This is a genomic window from Chloroflexus islandicus (genome assembly GCF_001650695.1).
Lineage (GTDB): Bacteria > Chloroflexota > Chloroflexia > Chloroflexales > Chloroflexaceae > Chloroflexus > Chloroflexus islandicus.
In genome coordinates this window covers 1-20,237 of the sequence record NZ_LWQS01000058.1, presented here as the reverse complement: position 1 = coordinate 20,237, position 20,237 = coordinate 1, and the positions used below count along the sequence as shown (strand labels likewise).

Below are 20,237 nucleotides of genomic sequence, written 5' to 3'. Positions count from 1 at the left end.
TAGTTCATGCGGTAGGTGATTATACCATCCGATCACGGCGGCGCAGCACCCATGCCGCAATCGCCAAACAGATGACTGCATACCCGATCAAGGCCAGCCAGCGCCCCACGAGATGCACTGGATCATGGCTAAACGCGGCTTCCGTTTCGAGAAAGGCCGGCGTACAGCCGGACGGAATACTACCCTGATCATCGGTATTTGGCAAATTGCACAGCCGGTTGAGGTCAAGGCTCGCGCCGAGCGCATCCATCGCCCAGCGGCTAATTGTCAACCACGAAAGCGGGGTCGCCAGCCCTTCGATCGTAAAGATGAGGCCGGCAAACAAAATCTGGGGAATCAGCGCAAATGGCACCAGACTAATCGCCCGATCAGGCGTCGCCGAAGCCGCACTAATCGCCAACCCCAGCGCCATGCCTGCGCTGGAAGACAAGACCAACGTGAGAAACGTTTCGATCAGCGGCGGCAACAGAATGCCGGTCTCACCCGGCAACACCACTTTCAGCAACACGATGCCGAGCAAGACAATCGTCTGCACCAAAACCAGCGCGCTCAACACCGTCACTTTCGAGAGGAGGTACGGGCCGATGCGCAGATTCACCAACCGTTCGCGCCGGTACACAGCCTGCTCTTTGGTAATCTCGCGGGCGGCGTTAATGATCCCAAACCAGACACTCACCGTCGCCAGCATAAAGAGCAGCTTCTTGGCTTCACCGCGCTGGATGAGGTCTTGGGCCTGCACACCGGTCAGCGCATCACTGCGCGCCACCAACAGCAGGAGCACAGCAATGATAGGCGCTTGCAGCAACAAGATCAGCAGATTCCGCCGATCTTGCAGCATCAGGTCAAAATAACGCCGGGTGAGCAAGACAAACTGCCGCCACGCTGATACGCGCTGCGGCGGTTGCGCAGCAGCATTGCTCTGCACCAGCGGCCCGCTCGGCGTTGTCGCCAGCCGGTTAGCGACATATTGCTGGTACAACGGCGACTGGCGATAGCGGATTTCCCACAATTCCGCTAGACTCGGCGGCGTCTGCGCTGCCGGATACGCCGCACGCCACGCCTCGTATTCGGCCCGCAGATCTTGTTGCACTACCGGATGATCGGCAGCGGCCACTCCCTCGATCTTGGTGTAGATGTCAGCAAAATCGCCGCTGGCAATCTGAAAGAAGCGCAGCGCCTCAGCCGGCGGGCCAAAGAAGACCATCCGCCCGCTGCCGGCCATAAAAATCACGTGGTCGCACTGGGTGATGTTGGCGGTAGCGTGCGTCACCAGCACCACCGTGCGTCCACTGTCGGCTAACCGGCGCAGGGTATACATCATCTTCTTTTCGAGACCGGGATCGAGGCCACTGGTTGGCTCATCAAGGAAGAAAAGACTAGGGTCAGCGAGCAGCTCCGCGCCAATGCTCACCCGCTTACGCTGGCCGCCCGACAGCGCCTCAATCGGCTTGTCACGGTGCGGCGCCATTTCCACATCGTCGAGCACGCGCTCGATCCGCGCCTTCACCTCGCTCTCAGCGGTATCAGCCGGCAAGCGCAGCCGCGCTGCATATTCCAAGGCCCGCTGCACCGGCAACACCCGATGGAGGATATCGTCTTGCGGCACATAGCCTAACACGGCCTGATAGGCCGCGAAATTGCGGTAAAAATCGTCGCCATTGACCAGCACTTGCCCCTGTTCGGCGGGAGCATAACCGCAGAGCGCTTTCATCAGGGTGCTTTTGCCGGTGCCGGAACCGCCGACAATCGCGACAAACTCGCGCGGCGCAATCGAGAGCGAGACATCGTTGAGAATGACCCGCTGCACGCCGTTGCGCGTCACCACCCGCGACAAATTGCGCGCATCAATCCGGAGCGCCCCTTGCTGGTCGTAGCGATCAAGGCTGGTCACGTTATAGACCAGCTTAAAAGCGCCGATCTGGATCACATCGCCCGCCTTGAGCGCCACCGGCGCGGTCACCCGCTGGCCATTGACAAACGTGCCGTTGGTGCTGCCCATATCGCGCAGAACCACGCCGCCGGGAGTGCGATCAAGCTGGGCATGAAAGCGTGACACTTGTGGATTATCGAGAATGATGTCGCAGCCTACCCGGCCAATGGTGATCGCCGGATCGGTGGGGTCGAGCGGAAACTTGGTCGGAGCCGCGCGCAGCGCCTCCGCCGTCGCCAGCGCCGCATTGCGGTAGGTCAACGAGACAAAATTGCCGGTCGCCGGATCACCGATCCGGATCACATCGCCATCGGCCAACACGCGCTCGGTGATACGCTGGCCGGCAAAGAGCAGACCGTTGCGGCTGCCCACATCAATAATCCGGTGGCCTTGGCCCACCGGCTCGATGCGGGCATGGCGACCGCTGACAAAGCGCGACTGCAAGACCAGATCGTTATCAGGCGCGCGCCCAAGCGTCACCGGTTGCGCACCCAAGACAACATCACGCTCGACACCCGGTTCGCTAACATGCAACACAGCGCCACCGGCAGCGATAAGCGTCGCCGGGGCATTGACCGCCGGTGCGGGCAACGAGCGTCCGCACGATGGGCAAAAGCGAGCATCGGCGCGGGCCAGCGGGGCTTGGCAAAATGGGCACAGCGGCGGCTTAGCAATCGCCACAGGATGGCTCCTATGCTATAATGCGAGGCGTTCTAACCGATCTTGTGATAGCACAGATTAGCACGATTTGCAACTAGATGCACTCCAACGGTTGCGGCTATCCGCGACAAAACGCGCTTTTGGCGGTTCGGGCAAGTTGCAAGACTGGCCTCGTGACCTGAACCCAAGCGCATCCCGTCCCTTTTCCTGAACGTCATATCACGCAGTGAGCGTAACGCATCTCGGCAGCGGCAAGGATCAGCGGTGGCAACACAAGATATTGGGCGATGCAGAGTTTGCGGTAAGGCAACCGGGAAAGCCCAGCAGGTTTGCCCGCACTGCGGCGCACCGCTGGATCCGTTCCCCGAACGAGTGATTGTAACCGGCGAGCGTCAATTAGCCCTGACCGCCGACACCATCAGCTTACACGATTTGTTAGCGATTGTGGAAGCGGGAGTTGCTTTCTGGCGGCGGCGCTACGAGAGTTCCACCGGGGTGGCGCGCGAGCAGGCCGCGTATGCCCTGCATGAATTGTCACAAATTCTCGCCAGCCTTGCCCAACAGATCGCGCAAGGGCGCGAGACCGTGCAGATTACCACGCGCCTGCCTGCGCAGCGCCGCTACCCGCTCGCCTGCCCGCTCTGCGGGCGCGGCAACCGTGCCCAAGCGCGGTTTTGCGTCTCGTGCGGCGCGGCGCTGCAACCGTCACGGCGGGCTAGCGTCCCGCCGCCGCCGCTGCAAGCCCAAATCGCCGTGCGTAGCCACATCGGGCAGGTGCGCACGGTTAACGAAGATACGGTCTATGCGGGGGCGTTTAGCCGCGGCGATGAACCGCTTGGTGCGTTGTTGTTGGTAGCCGACGGCATGGGTGGCGCGGCTGCCGGCGAAATTGCTTCGCAGATCGCCGCTGAGACGGTCAAAACCAGCTTGCAGCAGGCATTGAATAAAGCGTTGCCCGATCATGATGATGGTTGGCTGGCGCTGTTGCAGGCAGCGGCGCAGGCTGCCCACGAACAGGTCGCAGCGGTGGCGCGCGCGGATCAACAGCGGGCCGGGATGGGCACAACGTTGACGGTTGCGCTCGCCGTTGGCCGGCGGGCGTATCTGGCCCATGTCGGCGATAGCCGGGCCTACCTGATCACGCCGGGCAGCGCCGGTGAATCGCCAGCGTGGCAACAACTCACCACCGACCATACGATCGTGGCGCGCTTGGTTGATATTGGCCAACTCAGTCCGGCGGCAGCGCGTACGCACCCGCAACGCCACATCCTCTACCGCTCACTCGGCGCCGACCAGCCCTTGGCAGCCGATACGCGCGCCCAGCCACTGGCTCCCGGCGATATTTTGCTGCTCTGCTCTGATGGGTTGTACAATCACGTCAGCGATGATGAGCTGGCCCGCTTGGCCGTCAGCCAGCCGCCAGATCGGGCCGCTACAGCATTGATCGAACTCGCCAACCAGCGCGGCGGCCACGATAATATCTCGGTCGCGATCGCTCGCTTTACCAACCGATCTGCAACTTAGGCGAAGGGTTATGCGTTGTTCTATATGTGGGGCGGAAAATCGCGCGCAAGCTCGTTGCTGCGCTGTCTGCGGCCAACCATTGCCGGGACGCCAGCCATTGCCAGCCGGCGAGGGGTTGCTGAGCGAGATGCTCACCCAAGCGATTGCACCGCCGGAGTCACTGTACGCCGGCGAGGAGGAGACGATGGAGACCAACTTGCCACTGTTTGCCAACCGGTTTGCCCCGGTCTATCCTCTCACCGAACCATGGCCGGTTGGCCCGCTCGAAGTACGCGATCTGGCGCCGTGGCAACGCTGTTGGGCATGTGGCTCAACCGCCAACGACGCCAACGAGTCGTACTGCATTGATTGTGGCGCTGCGCTGGAAGCGCGTGTCTACCCCGCTTTCCTCTCGCAACGCGATGCGCCGTCTGGCCCGGCCTTAATCGACCGGCTGGCCGACCCGCTGGCCCGCGCCATCTTGCCCGACATTGTTGAACAGTGCGATCTGAATGGCATGCAACTGACGGTGCTCGCCGAGACGGAATTGGCCCCATTGACGCCGCCGCTCGATGAGACCACGGCACTGACGATTGGTGCCTCGCTCGCCCAATTGCTCGTGAATCTGCACGGCTCCGGTATCGCCCTCGGCTCGTTGACGATCGATGATCTCGGCTTGAGCGGGCCGGCCAAGGTCTGCTTGCGGCAGGCCAACCAGCTACGGTTAGTGAATGATGCCGAGCGCGACGCCACGTTTCAGGCTGACTTGTTGGCGTTGGCGGAAGTGCTGGAACGGCTGACCGCCATCCCGCGCACGACCCAACGGTTGAGTGAAGAGACGGCGGCGGATGCTGACCAGATGCCGGATGGCTTGGGGGTTGTATTACGCCAAATCCGCACCGGCGAGCTGCACGATGCTGCTGCGGTCGCGGCCCGTTTGAGCGCCCTGCGCGATGAACGCACCCATCCCGTTCCCCTCTTCCAACTCGCCGGTTCGTATACCGATGTCGGGCGCGTGCGCGATCACAACGAAGATAGTCTGTTTAAGCTGACCCTTTGCATCGAAAACAATGGCCAACGCCAGAGTTGCGGCGTGTATATTGTCGCCGATGGTATGGGCGGCCATGCCGCCGGCGAAGTCGCCAGCGGGATGGCAATACGCGCCGCGGCGCGCGTGATCATCGACAACTACCTGCAACAAATGATCGCCGGAGCGCGTCTGTACCACGAGGCTGAAATGCGTGAACTGGTGCGGCAAGCGGTGTTAGCCGCGAACGAGGCGATCCATCGCGAGAGCCGCGCCCAAGCGAACGATATGGGATCGACGCTGACGATGGCGTTAGTCGTAGGCGATCGGGCCGTGATTGCGAATGTTGGCGATAGCCGCACGTATCTGTTTCGCGATGGCAAGCTGCGCCGGATTAGCAAAGACCATTCGTTGGTGATGCGGCTGGTGGAGCTTGGCCATCTGCGCGAAGAGGACATCTACACCCACCCGCAACGCAATGCGGTGCTCCGTTCACTCGGCGATCGGGCTGAGCCGGACGTTGATCTCTTTAGTCTGCGATTGCTCCCCGGTGATGCGCTTTTGCTCTGTTCCGACGGCCAATGGGAGATGACGCGCGATCCGGAGATGGAACGGATTTTGACCGAAGAACCCGATCCGCAACGGGCCAGCGCCGCGCTGGTGGCAGCGGCTAATCGGGCAGGCGGCGAGGACAATATCGCGGTGATTCTGGTGAGAATGACGCTATGAACTGTCCACAATGCGGCGCAACGATCCACAATGAGGTACTGTTCTGCCCTGAATGCGGCGCGCGCATTCGCAGCAGCGGCCAGCCAGCGAGCGCAACGCCGCCGTTGCAGGTGTTGCAGGGCCGGTATGAATTACGGCGCCGGTTAGGTGCCGGCGGCATGGGATCGGTCTATCTGGCAACCGATCGCCGGCTCACCACGGCTCAATGGGCGGTGAAGGAGATGAGCGACGTGTCGATCACGTCACCGCTTGAGCGCCAACAAGCCCAAGAGGCCTTCCGGCAAGAGGCCGAATTACTGGCGAAACTCAACCATCCCTACTTGCCGCGCGTGACCGACCACTTTGAAGAGAATGGCCGCCACTATTTAGTCATGGAGTTTGTGCCCGGCGAGAACTTGCGCGATTATGCCAATCGCGTCGGTTTGCCCCGGCCCCTGCACGAAGTCTTGCGCTGGACGGCGCAAATTTGCGAGGTACTCGCTTACCTGCACGCGCAACAGCCGCCGATCATCTTTCGCGATCTCAAACCGACCAACGTGATGATTACACCTGACGGCACGATCAAGTTGGTTGACTTCGGGATCGCGCGCTTGTTCAAACCGGGCAAAGAACGCGACACCCAAGCTTTTGGCACCCCCGGTTACAGCGCCCCCGAACAGTACGGTCGCGGCCAGACCGATCCGCGTTCGGATATTTACAGTCTTGGTGTGCTGATCCACCATCTGCTGACCGGCCATGATCCAAGCACCACCCCGTTCCGGCTGCCGCCGGTCAACCAACTCAATCCCTCGGTTCCGCCGTACATTGCGGCGGCCATTGCCCGCGCCACTGACAATGACCCCGCCAAGCGCTTCGCCAGCGTGATCGAGTTGCAACAGGCGCTGTTCGGCAGCAGCAATTTAGTGAACCGGCAAGCTAGCCCGCCCCCAGTGGCGCAAGCGGCGCGCGTCGAAGCAATGGCCGCCACTCCAGCGGTGAGGATGGCGAGTACCGGTATGGCGACTGCCGGCCTTTGGATTGGGATCATCAGCGCGGTGCTGATGGTGATTGCAATTGGAATGGCAGGCCTCGATCCGGCCACAGACGGCGAGGATATCTTGGCCGGTTTGGGCGTGTTGATTGCGATAGGCGCCGCACTCTTTGCTTTGATTAGCGGCATTTTGAGTCTGATCGCGCTTGTCAGCCCCAATACAGCCCAAACGCTGCATGGCCGCCGTGATGCTGCGATTGGGTTCGCCGCCAGCGCTGGCGCGTACTTGCTTTGCTGCGTGTTGGGGTTTGTCATTGCGTAGATAGGCTTATAAGGTGCTAGCACTACGGTTCGATGTTATATAAGGATAGTGAGTATGTCTTTGCAAATCACGCTCTCTTGCCAGTGGGGCCGCGCGCCAATCCCAGCTAGCGCGACGCCGCAAGCCGGCTATCTGCTGGTTGAGGCGTTGGCGCCAGCTTCACCGGCGACGGCAATGCCGCTCAATCTCTGTTTTGTGCTCGACCGCTCAGGCTCGATGCAGGGTGCTAAACTCGCCAGCATGAAAGCTGCCACTCGCCGGGTGATCGAACTGCTCCGTCCACACGATGTCGCGGCTATCGTGATCTTCGACGATACGGTACAAACGCTGGTGCCGGCCGCGCCGGTTGGCGATAAGGCGGCGTTGCTGGCTGCGGTTGACACCATCAGCGAAGCCGGCGGCACGGCGATGTCGCTAGGGATGCAGGCCGGCCATACCGAGCTGCAAAAGCATCTCGGCCCCGATCGCATTAGTCGCATGGTGCTGCTCACCGATGGCCAGACGTGGGGTGACGAACCGCTCTGCCGCGATTTGGCTCAAGAACTGGGCAAGGCCGGCGTGCGGATTACAGCGCTGGGACTAGGGGCCGAGTGGAACGAACAGTTGCTCGATGATATTGCCGCAGCCAGCGATGGTCACTCGGATTACATTGCCGAGCCGGAACAGATCACGACCTTCTTCCAACAAGCAGTGGAAGCGGCGCAAGCGACGGTAGCCACCGATGCTCGCCTGCTGCTGCGCTTCGTCCGCGATGTCACGCCACGCGCAGTCTATCGGGTCAAACCGGTGATTGCCAATCTGGGGTACCAACCGATTGGCGACACCGCGGTGGCAGTGCGGTTGGGTGATCTGGCGGGCGGCCAACCGGCAGCGGTGTTGCTCGATCTTATACTGCCGCCGCGGGCCAGTGGCCGGTTCCGGCTGGCGCAGGCCGAGTTGCACCTAACGCCGGTGGATCAAACAACTGAAATGGTCATCAAACAAGATGTACTGCTTGAGGTGGCCGATCAGGCCGGGCCAGAGAGTTATGATCCTACCGTGATGAATCTGGTCGAGCGCGTAACGGCATTTAAGCTGCAAACGCGCGCGTTGAGTGAAGCGGCCAGCGGCAACGTCGCCGGCGCAACCCAGAAATTACGCGCTGCCGCCACCCGCTTGCTCGATTTGGGGGAACTGGAGCTAGCCGAAAAGACCAACCAACAAGCGGCAGCGCTCGAACAGGGCCAACCACTAAGCGCCGCAGCGTAGAAAGAGCTCCGCTACGCGACCCGGCGGCTGACGCAGCGGCTGGAAGATGAGTAAGCCAACGTTGCGATGGAATCGTGCAATCGCCATTCGGGAGCGATTGCTTGCCAAGGTGAGGAACGACTATGATCATCTGTCCTTCCTGTGGAGCGCAGAATGAGCCGACCAACCGCTTCTGCGATCAGTGCGGCACCCGCTTAACCGGCGCAGCGCCAACTGCTCCCGCGCCCACAGCCGTTTCGCCTGATCAACCCACCGCGCTTGCGCCATCCTGCCCAGTGTGCGGTACGACGGTGCTCCCCGGTGAACGGTTCTGCGACAATTGCGGCGCTGACTTGCTAGCAACGCCGGTTGCGCCACCCGCGACACCCGATCAGGCAACGCTGCTCGCGCCGCCGAGCGCGCCGCAACTCTTCTGCCCTGATTGCGGTGATCCGGTGTTACCCGGCGAACGGTTCTGCGACAATTGCGGCGCCGACCTGAGCAGGTTGTTTGCCCCGCCACCCGCTGCCGATGCGCCCACCGTCATCGCCCCGCCACCCGCTGCCGATGCGCCCACCGTCATCGCCCCGCCGCCGGTAGCAGAGCCTGTTGCCACCCCTACGCCACCGGCCAGCGCAGCGGCAGCTCCTGCGCCAACCATCCCGGCGGAAGGGCCAACCATGATCGCGCCGCCACCGCCGCCGGTAGCCGAACCACCCGCGCCGCCACCGCCGCCGGTAGCCGAACCACCCGCGCCGCCACCGCCGCCAGTGGCCGAACCACCCGCGCCGCCACCGCCGCCAGTGGCCGAACCACCCACACCACCGGCGGCACCAGCCGCTCCAGCGGTTGCACCGCTCGATCTGGCAGCCGAGCGCGCCCGGCTGGAGGCGTTGCTGGCCGCCCACCGGGATACCGTCGCCCAGTACGAGCAGATGGCTGCCCGTTACCCCGCCGGCAGCGTACCGGCGTTCATCACTGCCGGTCTTGATGCGGCGCGGGCCGAACTGGCCAAGACCGAAGCAGAATTGGCGGCGCTCCCTGCCGGCCCCGATCCAGCCGAAGTTGCCCGGCTCGAGGCGTTGTTAGCGGCGCATCGCGACACCATTGCCCAATACGAGCAGATGGCTGCCCGCTACCCCGCTGGCAGTGCGCCAGCGTTTATCACCGCTGGTCTCGATGCGGCACGGGCCGAACTGGCCAAGACTGAAGCGGAATTAGCTGCTCTAATCGGCAGCCCGCCGGCGCCGGCAACAGCGCCGGCTGCGCCGGTAGAGCCGGTAGTCGCTCATCCGGCAGCCCCGACCCCAATTGCCACCCCCATCCCAACCCCGCCGCCAGCGGCAGCCCGGTTGGAACTGGCCGATGGCAGCGAGATTATCCTTGAGCCGGGCAAACACGAGTACGTGATTGGCCGCGAAGACCCGGTGAGCAACATCTTTCCTGAAATTGACTTGACGCCCTATGGCGGCGAGTCGGGTGGCGTGAGTCGCCAGCATGCCAAAATCGTGCATGCCGGCAACCAGTGGAGCATTGTTGATCTCAACAGCACCAACCACACGCGGGTGAACGGCACGCGGATCGAACCGCAAACGCCGACCCCGATTAGCGATGGTACAAAATTGCAATTTGGGCGATTAGTGGCAACGTTCCGGATCGGTTAACTCTGGGGGGCAGCGGCGCCGCAAACCGCGCACACTGGCGGATCACCGGTTGCCGCCACCCACACCTTGCAGGCCGGACAGCGGAAACTCAGCACGCGCGGCGTTGGCGTGGGCCGAATCGGCGGTTGCCGCCACGCCGCGCGCAGAGCGGCATAATCCGGCGCACCGAGCAGGGTCGCCTGCTCGACTCGATCGCCGGCAAACTGCAACTCAAGGATCATCCCCGGCGCTAGCAGGTGGCGCGCAATCACATTCGTGAGCGCCGCATCGTCAATTGTCACCGTCTGCTCGGGGCCGCCGTCTGGCCATCGCTGCGCCGCCAACGTCACCGTCTCGCCGGCAAAAAAGCCGCCGACGTTCAACACTTCCCGTATCACAACCCGCATTGCGTATCATTCCTTGTTATGGAGCGTGCGGCAGACGAACTGCTGTACGCTATGAACCCGTACCGGACAAGAGGGTGCTCGGCAATGATACCGCAAACTAGCGTACCGCTCAATCTGGCGCCGGCACAAAAGTCGCCGGTGTTCAACGCTCTCATGAAGCGTGCGGCAGCCAAGCTGCCGCACTCCATCATAACGCTTACCCTGCGCCGCGCCAGCAAGGTTGGCACGCGGCCCATGAACCTCTACGGATGCAGAAACAACCGGTCGATCGCCGTCGCCAATTGGCGCAGCGTCGTCACCTCGTGCATCGCATCGCACATCGGCGCATACTTGTAAATATCGCTACTGAGCGAACCGGGATCGTAGACCCCCCACTTTGCCCGCTCTTCCGTCGCAAACCAAACGATGCGGCGGGCGCGGCGGCGAATCTGCTCGAAGGCTGGCAGATTGGGATCATTCTCGTTGTTGCGGCCATCGCCGAGCACGATCACCGTGGTGCGCCGGTCGACCAGATGCAGTTGGTCACGGCAAAATTCCCCCAACGCATTGCCCAAATCGGTGCTGTAGCTGCGGGTAGGCCGGATCTCGGCCAGCACCTGCGCAATCGCCTGTTCAGGACGTGATTCAGCGAAATAGTGCGACATATCGTAGAGCCGGTCGATGAAGGCGAACGAGCGGGTGCGGCTGACCTGATCGTGCAGGGCATAGATCATCAGCAGCATGCACGACATCGCCTGCTGGGTACTGACACTGCGGTCGCACAAGATGACCAGCTTCGGTTTGAGATGGCGCTTGCGGTGGCGCACAAGCATGGGTACGCCGCCAAAACGCTGGTTGGTACGGATGGTTGCTTTGGCGTCAAGAGTGCCGGTCTTGCCGCGGCGCTGGCGCAGCGCTAGCCGGGTGCGCAGGCGCGCGGCCAATTTACGCACCAGTGTGCGCGTCTCCGGCAACAGGCTCTCATCGATCCGCTCCAGCGGCATGTCGAGCAGCTCGCGCTCACTGGGCCGGCCTTGACCTTGGCGCGGCCCTTGCCCCTGCGCCTGTTCTTGCATCTGCTGGGCCACTTGCTGGCCGATCTGTTGCTCAAGCGCCTCAAGATTCGCGCGCGCCGCCTGCTCGATCGCGCGCAGCGCCTCTTCGCGCATACCCTGCTCACGCAGTTGCTCAAGCAATTGGCGCAGCATCTGCTGCAACCGGTTCATCTGCAATTCACGCATCGCCTGTCGCGCCATCCAATCGCGGTAGCGCGGGTTGGTGAGGTGCGGCGGCGAGACGTTGGCCAGCATGGCGCGGATTTGCTGATTGCTGAGCGGCTGGCCGCTGATCATGCTCTGAAAGAGCTGGCCTAGCGGGCTCGGCGGGAATTGGGCGAGCAGTTGCTGCAACTGGCGCAAGAGCTGCTGCTGCTCTTCGGGTGAGAGCTGGCCACCGCCGGGTTGCTGCATCGCCGGCGGCGCGTCTTTGCCAAAGTAGAGCGGGAAGAGGTCGTTAAAGATCGCCTGATCCTGCCGCTCTTTAATCAAGGCTGCCTGCAACGCCAGCCGGAAGATATTGCGATCGCTAATGCCGGCCTGCTCAATCGCCCGCAACGCATCAGCCGACTCAGCTACGCTGATGCGAACGCCAGCCGCGCGCAACCCGGCAATAAACTCGGTAATCCGTCGATCCATGACTTGCTCCGCTAGTTATTGCTCCAATCGCCACCGCGATAACCGCCGCGCGGACGGTCAGGCCGGTCGGGGCGATCTGGACGGTCGGGCCGGTCGGGCCGGTCGCCTTGCTGCAACAGCCGGCGCGCCCGCTGCAAATCGCTCTCGTACTTGAGCAGCACGTTCAGCGTGGTATCAAGCGTCGCCTTATCGAGCTGGCGAGCATTCAATTCGACCAATGCCCGCGCCCAATCGAGCGTCTCGGAGACGCTGGGATGCTTCTTGAGATCGAGCGCGCGCAGGCGCTGCACCAGCGCCACTGCTTCGCGGGCCAGCTTGGGAGCGAGGCCGGGCACCTTCAACTGCACCACCCGCAGCTCAGCTTCGAGGTCGGGATAATCGATGTGAATGTAGAGGCAACGGCGCTTGAGCGCCTCGCTCAGCTCGCGGGTATTGTTCGAGGTGAGGATGACGGTCGGGATGTGCTTAGCCTTCAAGGTGCCCAATTCCGGCACCGAGACTTGAAAATCGCTCAGCACTTCAAGCAGGAAGGCTTCAAACTCGGCATCAGCCCGATCGATCTCATCGATCAGCAGCACCACCGGCTTATCGCTCGTGATCGCGCGCAACAACGGGCGCGGCAGCAAGAAACGCTCAGAAAAGAAGACATCCTCTTGGGCAGCGAGCCGGTCAGCGGCTTCGCGCAAGCTCTGCGCATCACCGAGCATCTCTGACAACTTCTCGCGCAGCAGTTGGGTATAGAGCAACTGCTTCGCGTACTCCCATTCATACAAGGCCTTCGTCTCATCGAGACCTTCGTAGCACTGGAGGCGGATTAGCTCGCGGCCCTGCGCCGCGGCCCACGCTTTGGCCAGCTCGGTCTTGCCGACGCCGGCGGGGCCTTCGGCCAGCAACGGCTTGCCTAACCGTTCAGCAAGGAAGATGGCAGTGCTGATCTCATCAGAGGCGATATAGTTTTGTCGCCCCAACATTTCGCGCACATCGGCCATTGAATGAAACATGCCGGGGGCCTTTCTGTGATGAGTAAAGACGCGAAGGTCACAATCATTGATATAGCCAGCGCAACGAGAGAGGCGTTCCGTGCCGTATGCTTGCCTTGCACCGCCCCGCTTGCCCGCAGCACTCGCTTCCCTCGCGATGATGACCAAACGCCGGATATATTTATTATAACACCGTTTCTCGGCGCAAACCGGCCATCGCTCTTGCGGTATACTAGCTGCATGAGCAGACAACAACCATTTCACGCCATCTTATTCGACCTTGACGGCACGCTGACCGACCCTTTCACCGGCATTGCCCGCAGCGTCAACTACGCGCTGGCGCAGATCGGCCACCCGCCGCTGCCCGATGACGAACTGCGCGGCTGGATCGGGCCGCCGCTGCACGCTTCATTCGAGCAACTGCTCGGCGATCCGGCGCTGGCCGATCAGGCGGTTGCCCACTACCGGCAACGCTACTGGGAAATTGGGATGTTCGAGAACACGGTCTTTCCCGGCATCCCTGAGCTCTTGCGCGACCTGCACGCGGCTGGAGTGCGGCTGTTTGTCGCCACCTCGAAGATTCGCCCACCCACCGAGCGGATCTTAGCCCACTTCGGCTTGCAAGCCTACTTCGAGGCTATCGCCGCTGTTGACCCTGACGACCGCAACGGCAACAAGGCGATGGTCATCGCCACCCTGCTGCCCCGGCTCGGCGCTGACCGGGCATGGGCCGTGATGGTCGGCGACACCACCTACGACATCGCCGGCGCGCGGGCGCACCGGATGCCGTGCATCGCCGTCACCTACGGCTACGGTGACTACCACGACCTCTATCTGGCCGCGCCGCTGGCGCTCGCCCGTTCGGTGGCGGAATTGCGGGAATTGGTGAGTTAAAGCGCCAACCTTGCCGCCGGGTCGCCGAGCAGCATGTAATTGCGAGCATCGTTGCGCGCCATCCAGAGCGTGGACAACTCGCGCGGTTCGGGTTGCTTGCCGAATTTGATGTTCTCTAACTCTTCGGCCAGCGTCAGCGAACGGGCAGCCTGAATGATGTTGAACTGATCGGTCGCGCTGCCGAGCCGCTTGCCCGCCACTAACCGCCCGATCACATCTTCAAAGCTCTGAGTCTGGCCGCGCGCGCCATCCATACTGAAGCCATACGTCCACGCCCGTTCGACGTGGCCGACCACGCCGAGCGCGCCGCGCAGCAGCATCTGCTGCGGCAGTTGGGCGACGAAGGTGAAGGGGGCGATCAGCGGGCGGCCTTTGTTGGGATCGAAGATAAATTCGTCTTGCTGCGGGCAACCGGCGCCGTAGCAGGCAAACAACAGCACCACCATCCCTTCGAGCGAGAGGGTGCTGGGCAGGTCTTCGGCAGCAAACCAGTGCTCGCGTTTAATCCCGCCGAAGCCAGTCCAGTCTTGCGTCACCAATGCACCTTGGTAAGGGATCAGTTCGCGGTCGTTGGCTGGCAGACCGAGGCCATGGGTGGCGCTGAAGAGGATGGCCGGCGGTTGGTTGCCCTCGCGCAGCGCCTGCTCGAAGTTGCTACGGGTGGCATCGTTGGCCAGCAACAGCCGTTTGCTATACCCCTGCCGCTGCGGCAGACCGCGATCGTGCCACTCGGCTAGCGGCGTCACCAGCTCGGCTGCGCTGCGCTCAGTCGATTTATCGAGATCGTGGCGGGTGCCGAAATAGACAATCTCGCGGCGCAGGCGAATCTCGCCGGCCTTACGCCGCTCGTAATCCACCAGCCGTTGGGCATAGGCGGCGTAATCGGCATAGCGGTGCTGGCCGCGTTCATCGGTAAAGCAAACTCTTCCCACCCCCCAGAAGATATCGAGTTCGTACTGAAAGTTAAAGCTGATGAAGGCTTGATCGTTCGGCGCCAGCGGGCCGGGCCGAGCCGCGATCAGCAGGTAGAACGGCACACCTTGGCTCGGTTTGACCGGGCCGGCCATCGTGCCGTGGCGGGCCAACCAACCATTGACCCGCTCGTTGGGACGGCACACCAGCACCGGCGCGCGCTGCTCCCACGGCTGGCGAATGTCAGCGTAGCGACTGGCCCACTCGGCGCAGGTCTCGCCGGGACGGAAGGCAATCGATGGCAGCGCGATGCCCTGTTGTTGGGAGCGGTGCTCAATGAGCGGCCACAGCGCCTCGATAATCCGCGCGTCATCGGTGGCGCTGACCACCAGTGCCCAGCGCGCTTGGGCCAAATCCTCTTGATCGACATCGGCAACCACGCCGAAGTGTTTCTCTTCGGCCTCGGTGCGTGTCTTATGCAAGGTCTGCAACTCTTTTGGATCTTCGCTGCGCTGAGCGAGATCGCTGGCGGTTTTGGCGTCAATCCGCAACAACGGCTCGCCACGCCGGCCATCAATCCCGTTGGGGTAGAGTTCGCCGGCGCTCTGTTCGTTCGCAATCAAGATGAGCGGGCCGCTGTAGCCGGCGACCACCGGCGGGGTTGGTTCCGGTGCTGCCGGCGCTGCGCCAACCGGCGCCGATGGTTGCGGCTGGCCGGCGGCTAACGCGCCGATCCGCTCGATCAGCGCGTCGAGGCGGGCGCGGAGTTCCTGCGCTTCGGCGAGGATAGCGGCTAAGGTATTGCTTGGCGCAGCGCCTAATGCCGGTGTTGCTACCTCTGGCCGCTCGATGATCACCCCAGTGGCGACCAATGCCGCTAACCCTTCGTCATAGATCAACTGGTACGGCACGTAACAATAGCCAGCACCGTCCGGGTTCTCGTTCGCCCAATCGCTGCCCCACGAATTGCGCACAATGAAATAGCCGCCGCCGGGAGCAGCCGGATCATCGCGGTAGCCGAGGGCGCACATCGCATGCCCACCCAACTTCTGCTCGCCGGGCAAGGCGCGGCGCACCCGCCCGATGCGGCGAATTTGGCCGCTGCTCGTCCAATGCTCGCCGATCATCAACCCGATCAGCACCGGCTTGCCGGCAGCCAGCGCCGCCTTGATCTGGTTGACATCGCGGGCCGGCAACTGCTCGACGCCGGTGATCCGGCGCTGCTTAGCCTCGCGGAAGGCAACCTCGCTGGGCCGTTCGTGGCCGGGATTGGTATGATCAACCGGTTCAGGCCGGTACGGCCACGTCTCTTCGCGGCACACCCCCAGTTCGGCGACTGCGCGCAGCGCCACCAGCGGGTTGGTGCCGACATCACCGGGGATACGGTCACGATCCTTGCTGATCCAGTAGATAAACTGCTCGGAGAGATCGGTAGGATCGTTGCTCAGCGTCTGCACCATAGCAGCGATGGTAAACGCGACGCAGGTATTGCGCGGCCCTTGACTGACCGGCGGCGGCAGGGTCGCCAATGGCGGCACTTCTCCCGGCAGACCGACCGGCGGGCTGAAGGCAGCGGCATCAACCTCAGGCAGATCATCGAAGATCGCGCCGGTGCCGACCGGTTCCATCGCCACATCAACGCTAAACGAGCTGGCATCAGGCACGACATCGAGCGCCGCCATCACCATGGCCCGCACCTCGTCTTCGCTGCGACCCAGCACCTGCGCTAGCGCCGTGAGGCCGCTGCCCAAGCCAGTATTGCTCGACCGCGCCGTCGCCACCAACTCTTCGACGCTGGTAATCCAATAGGCGGCCAACGCGGCGCGGGTCGCTTCATCGATCGCGGCCACTTCGGTCAGCGGGGTCAAGGTACGCATAACAACCTCCATGGAACGCGAAAGACGTTAACGCAAAGACGCGAAGAACGCTAAGACCGCAAAGGGTTTTATATGTTGAACCCAAGCGTGCTTGTCCTATTCCCTAAAACTTTTGCGATCTTTGCGTTTATCATCCTCTGTGACTCTGCCCCCTCTGCGTCTTCCCCCATTCACATACGCGCCAAGATGCCGCGCAACAACGCCGCAAACCGCGGCTTGGCCGCCTCACCGGCCTCGATCACCTCGACGTGATTAGCCGGCGGGCCATCCGGCAAGGCAAGGTTGGTAATCAGCGAAAAGCCAAGCACCCGCATCCCGCCGTGAATGGCGACGATAATCTCTGGCGCGGTAGACATCCCCACCGCGTCAGCCCCCAACATCCGCACCATCCGAATCTCAGCGGCGCTCTCGAAGTGGGGGCCGCTCAGCATGCAATAGACCCCTTCGCGCAGCGTGATATTGAGATCGGCGGCAACGGCGCGGGCCAGCGGTACCAGTTCATTATCAAACGCCCCCACCATCGCCGGAAACCGCGGCCCTAGCCGCTCGTCATTCGGCCCACGCAGCGGATGGTGGCCGGCCATTCCCGGCAAAAAGATTTGGTCGCTAATCCGCATAATATCGCCGACCTGCCAATCGGGACGCAAACCGCCGGCGGCATTGGTGACGATCAACGTATCGCAGCCGAGCGCGCGCAACACCCGCACCGGGAAGGTCACCTCTTGCATGCTGTAACCTTCGTAGAAGTGAAAGCGTCCACGCATCACCGCCACTGGCTGCCCAGCCAACACGCCAACCGCCAGCTCGCCGCGATGGCCCACCACCTTCGGCTCGTGGAAACCGGGAATGTCGCGGTAGGGAATGACGACTGCATCATCCATTTCATCGGCCAGCGCACTCAGACCGGAACCAAGGATCAAGCCAACCCGCGGGATGTGGCGCAGGCGCGGCGCAATCGCAGCACGGGCCTGTTCAATGTCGTTGTACATGCGACACCTGTTTGGTTGTTCAGTGTATTAAGGATTATAACGGTTTCTTGGGCTGATTGCCATCGCACACCGCCATTCCCCTCCTGTTATTGCGAGCCGCCCGTAGGGCCAGAGCGATGCTCTGGCCCCGCGCGGCGAAGCAATCCCCCGCGAGCGCGGGATAATCCCTCTCAGTGGTTACTTTCGCCGAAGCGGGAGATTGCTTCGGGGGCTGCGCCCCCTCGCAATGACAAATCTGCATCCGCTCAGGCATTCCCGCCGCTCCCCTTCTGTCATTGCGAGCCGCCACAGGCGGCGAAGCAATCCCCCGCGAGCGCGGGATAATCCCCCTCAGTGGTTACTTTCGCTGAAGCGGGAGATTGCTTCGGTCGGGCGGCACCCCGCTCGGCTGGGTGCCGCCCGACCGAAGCAATGACAGGCGGGCCGCAGCGACGCCATCCCCCACCAGCACGGAACCTCGCCCCCTCGCAATGACAGCTTGGCAACCGCCTAGATCCGGCTCAACAAATCGCGCTTCTTGGCCTCAAACTCTTCGGGAGAAAGAATGCCGCGATCGCGGAGGCGGGCCAGTTCTTCCAGTGTGCGCTGGATATCGATCGCCCCGCCGGCTTGGCGACCGGGAGCGTACCCATCGGTATCAAGGTAGCCATAGCCGCGATCGAGGTTATGCTTGGCTTCGAGCAGCATCCGCTTGAATTCAACCGGCGCTTCAATGCGATCCATTACATTGGCGCCTTCGCTGCCTGATGCGGTTAGGATTTCGATCGTGCCAAAATTGAAGATGCGCCCCAAAAGGCTCTGGCGTAGCTCGATGTCGTTGATCTTTTCGAGCGATGAATCGATCACGCGCTTGTTAAACACACCCCGCACCTGCAAGACCCGCCGGTCAGTAATGATGATCTGCTCAGAATTCCAGCGCAGAAAATCAATGAACCCACTGATCAGCACGATGATACTGATCACAATACAGATCAATAGGATCAGATTACTGATACTCATCCCGCCGATCATTGCCGTTGGGTTATTGCGAAACGCCATATTTGAGGCGACGCCAGCCGCAACCAAGACGGCAATTAAGGTGAGTTCGGCCAAAATGTTCACAATCAACACATAAATGTGCTGGCGGGCAATGTATAGAATCTGTTCTCCCCGCCCGAGCAGGCTTTCGACGTAGTTCATGGCCCGCCCTCCTCTGTTGTTGGCAACGTTGTGGTCATACCATCCTACCGAGACGAAAGTAGACGATCGAGAAAATCGGCAGATTTGAGATCACGTTCAAGTAGATGGCGCAAACTGGCACGCAGTAGCTCGGCTGCTTCCCGGCGCGTCGCTGCCGAGATGCGCAATTCTTCGCTGGCGGCGACCGGTTGGGACTGAAGGTAGCGCAAGAGGCGAAACGTCGCTTCGCTCATCGGCAAGGCAGCCGGGTCAGCCGCTCGATCACGCGGGCAGAGCACGCCTCCGAGGGCCGGACTATAGCGATCAGCTTCAGGTGTCAAGAGTTCGTCACACACAACGCACCGGTGGAGTTGCGGGCGATAGCCAAGCAAGTGCAGTAAATGCAACTCGAAACTGCGCAGAGCAAGCTCAGGCAGCGGACTACGATCGAGCGATCCGAGCGTCTCAACTAACAATTGGAACAGCGGCGGATTCTCCTCCGCCTCGGTGGTGAGACGGTCGTACAATTCGGCGACGTAATAGCCGCACCCCAGCCGCGTCAAGTCGGTGCGCAGCACCGGAAAGGCATTAACGATCTGGCTCTGGGTGACAATATCAAGATTGCGCCCGACGGCAAGCATCATCTGCGCGTGGGTGAAGAGTTCGATATGGCCCGCAAGCCGGCTTTTCATCTTGCGCGCGCCTTTGGCGATGACCCATCGCTTCCCGGTTGGCGTGGCAATGAGTAGCAGGCGATCGGCTTCGGCCACATCACTACGGCGAAGGATCACCGCCTCGCTGCGATAGACTCGCTCTCGCATGGATCTGGTCGCCATTGCGCGCCGTCGGGCTGGGCCGGCGATGCGCCTTGCGCGGGAATTGGTTGATTGCCCGCCGGATAATTACGCTCACTTGGTCGTTGATCAGTTCATGACCATTGCAATTTACTTGCACGCTGTATTATAGCCGCTCATAAGAGGCCGATCAAGCAGGTTTTCGCTTTACCGCTGCGCCGGTCTGGGGTACAATGATGAGCCGGTGCGCTTGGCAGTCGCATCACGAGTGAGGAAACAGGGAACGCTCTCTTGCGTTCCCGTCGTTACGATGAGACCAGATGTATCTCAAACGGCTCGAAATCCAAGGCTTCAAAACCTTCGCTTCTCGCACCGTCTTCGAGTTTCAACCGGGGATTACCGCTGTTGTCGGCCCGAACGGCAGCGGTAAATCGAACTTGGCCGACGCGGTGCGTTGGGTGCTTGGCGAGCAGAGTATGGCAGCGTTGCGCTGCAAGCAGGCCAGCGAGCTGCTGTTTGCCGGCGGTGGCCGCCGCCCGCCT

15 protein-coding genes are annotated in these 20,237 nt (G+C 62.0%); 7 read left to right on the top strand and 8 right to left on the bottom strand.

Going from position 1 to position 20,237, the window contains the following annotated elements; translation table 11 throughout:
- Positions 1 to 19 precede the first annotated feature (19 nt).
- Entirely contained in the window at positions 20 to 2,611 is a 2,592-nt protein-coding gene (locus A6A03_RS11225) for an FHA domain-containing protein (protein WP_066788011.1), read from the bottom strand.
- Between the two features lie 243 nt (positions 2,612 to 2,854).
- Here A6A03_RS11225 and A6A03_RS11220 point away from each other — a divergent pair, with 243 nt between their 5' ends.
- The 5 genes from A6A03_RS11220 to A6A03_RS11200 all read left to right on the top strand — a co-directional run bounded on the left by A6A03_RS11220 (position 2,855) and on the right by A6A03_RS11200 (position 10,032).
- A complete protein-coding gene (locus A6A03_RS11220; RefSeq protein ID WP_066788009.1) occupies positions 2,855 to 4,114 on the top strand; it encodes a protein phosphatase 2C domain-containing protein in 1,260 nt (419 codons plus the stop codon).
- Between the two features lie 10 nt (positions 4,115 to 4,124).
- Positions 4,125 to 5,849, top strand: a complete 1,725-nt coding sequence (locus A6A03_RS11215; RefSeq protein WP_066788004.1) for a PP2C family protein-serine/threonine phosphatase — start codon at positions 4,125 to 4,127, stop codon at positions 5,847 to 5,849.
- Positions 5,846 to 7,141 (top strand): serine/threonine-protein kinase, encoded by a 1,296-nt coding sequence (locus A6A03_RS11210; protein WP_066788001.1) that lies wholly within the window; start codon positions 5,846 to 5,848, stop codon positions 7,139 to 7,141. The genes A6A03_RS11215 and A6A03_RS11210 overlap by 4 nt, the downstream gene beginning before the upstream one ends.
- A gap of 54 nt (positions 7,142 to 7,195) precedes the next feature.
- Positions 7,196 to 8,389 carry a vWA domain-containing protein gene (locus A6A03_RS11205; RefSeq protein ID WP_066787998.1) on the top strand — a complete coding sequence of 398 codons (1,194 nt, stop codon included), beginning with the start codon at positions 7,196 to 7,198 and terminating at the stop codon, positions 8,387 to 8,389.
- A 122-nt stretch (positions 8,390 to 8,511) separates the two neighbouring features.
- Positions 8,512 to 10,032, top strand: a complete 1,521-nt coding sequence (locus tag A6A03_RS11200) for a double zinc ribbon and FHA domain-containing protein (protein WP_066787995.1) — start codon at positions 8,512 to 8,514, stop codon at positions 10,030 to 10,032.
- On the opposite strand, the gene A6A03_RS11195 is transcribed toward A6A03_RS11200, so the two are convergent.
- From A6A03_RS11195 to A6A03_RS11185, 3 genes are all read right to left on the bottom strand, one after another.
- Entirely contained in the window at positions 10,029 to 10,418 is a 390-nt protein-coding gene (locus A6A03_RS11195) for a hypothetical protein (RefSeq protein WP_066787992.1), read from the bottom strand. The two genes, A6A03_RS11200 and A6A03_RS11195, sit on opposite strands and share 4 nt — an antisense overlap.
- Before the next feature lie 242 nt (positions 10,419 to 10,660).
- A complete protein-coding gene (locus tag A6A03_RS11190; RefSeq protein ID WP_066787989.1) occupies positions 10,661 to 12,091 on the bottom strand; it encodes a VWA domain-containing protein in 1,431 nt (476 codons plus the stop codon).
- Between the two features lie 11 nt (positions 12,092 to 12,102).
- On the bottom strand, positions 12,103 to 13,092 hold the full coding sequence (locus tag A6A03_RS11185) for an AAA family ATPase (protein ID WP_066787986.1): 990 nt from the start codon (positions 13,090 to 13,092) through the stop codon (positions 12,103 to 12,105).
- Positions 13,093 to 13,311: 219 nt separating this feature from the next.
- Between A6A03_RS11185 and A6A03_RS11180 the strand changes: the two genes are divergently transcribed.
- Positions 13,312 to 13,965, top strand: a complete 654-nt coding sequence (locus tag A6A03_RS11180; protein ID WP_066787983.1) for an HAD family hydrolase — start codon at positions 13,312 to 13,314, stop codon at positions 13,963 to 13,965.
- Here the strand turns inward: A6A03_RS11180 and A6A03_RS11175 are convergent.
- The 4 genes from A6A03_RS11175 to recO all read right to left on the bottom strand — a co-directional run bounded on the left by A6A03_RS11175 (position 13,962) and on the right by recO (position 19,722).
- Positions 13,962 to 16,754 carry a C1 family peptidase gene (locus A6A03_RS11175; protein WP_066787980.1) on the bottom strand — a complete coding sequence of 931 codons (2,793 nt, stop codon included), beginning with the start codon at positions 16,752 to 16,754 and terminating at the stop codon, positions 13,962 to 13,964. The genes A6A03_RS11180 and A6A03_RS11175 overlap by 4 nt on opposite strands.
- Before the next feature lie 170 nt (positions 16,755 to 16,924).
- Positions 16,925 to 17,743: a purine-nucleoside phosphorylase gene (locus tag A6A03_RS11170; RefSeq protein WP_066787977.1), complete on the bottom strand. Its 819-nt coding sequence runs from the start codon at positions 17,741 to 17,743 to the stop codon at positions 16,925 to 16,927.
- A 489-nt stretch (positions 17,744 to 18,232) separates the two neighbouring features.
- Positions 18,233 to 18,922, bottom strand: coding sequence for a PH domain-containing protein (locus A6A03_RS11160; protein WP_066787970.1), 690 nt, complete (start codon positions 18,920 to 18,922; stop codon positions 18,233 to 18,235).
- A gap of 44 nt (positions 18,923 to 18,966) precedes the next feature.
- The gene (gene recO / locus A6A03_RS11155; RefSeq protein WP_066787967.1) at positions 18,967 to 19,722 is read right to left on the bottom strand and encodes a DNA repair protein RecO; all 756 of its coding nucleotides are present in this window, start codon (positions 19,720 to 19,722) and stop codon (positions 18,967 to 18,969) included.
- Between the two features lie 293 nt (positions 19,723 to 20,015).
- Between recO and A6A03_RS11150 the strand changes: the two genes are divergently transcribed.
- A partial coding sequence (locus A6A03_RS11150; RefSeq protein ID WP_156525327.1) for an AAA family ATPase occupies positions 20,016 to 20,237 on the top strand: 222 nt, incomplete at its 3' end.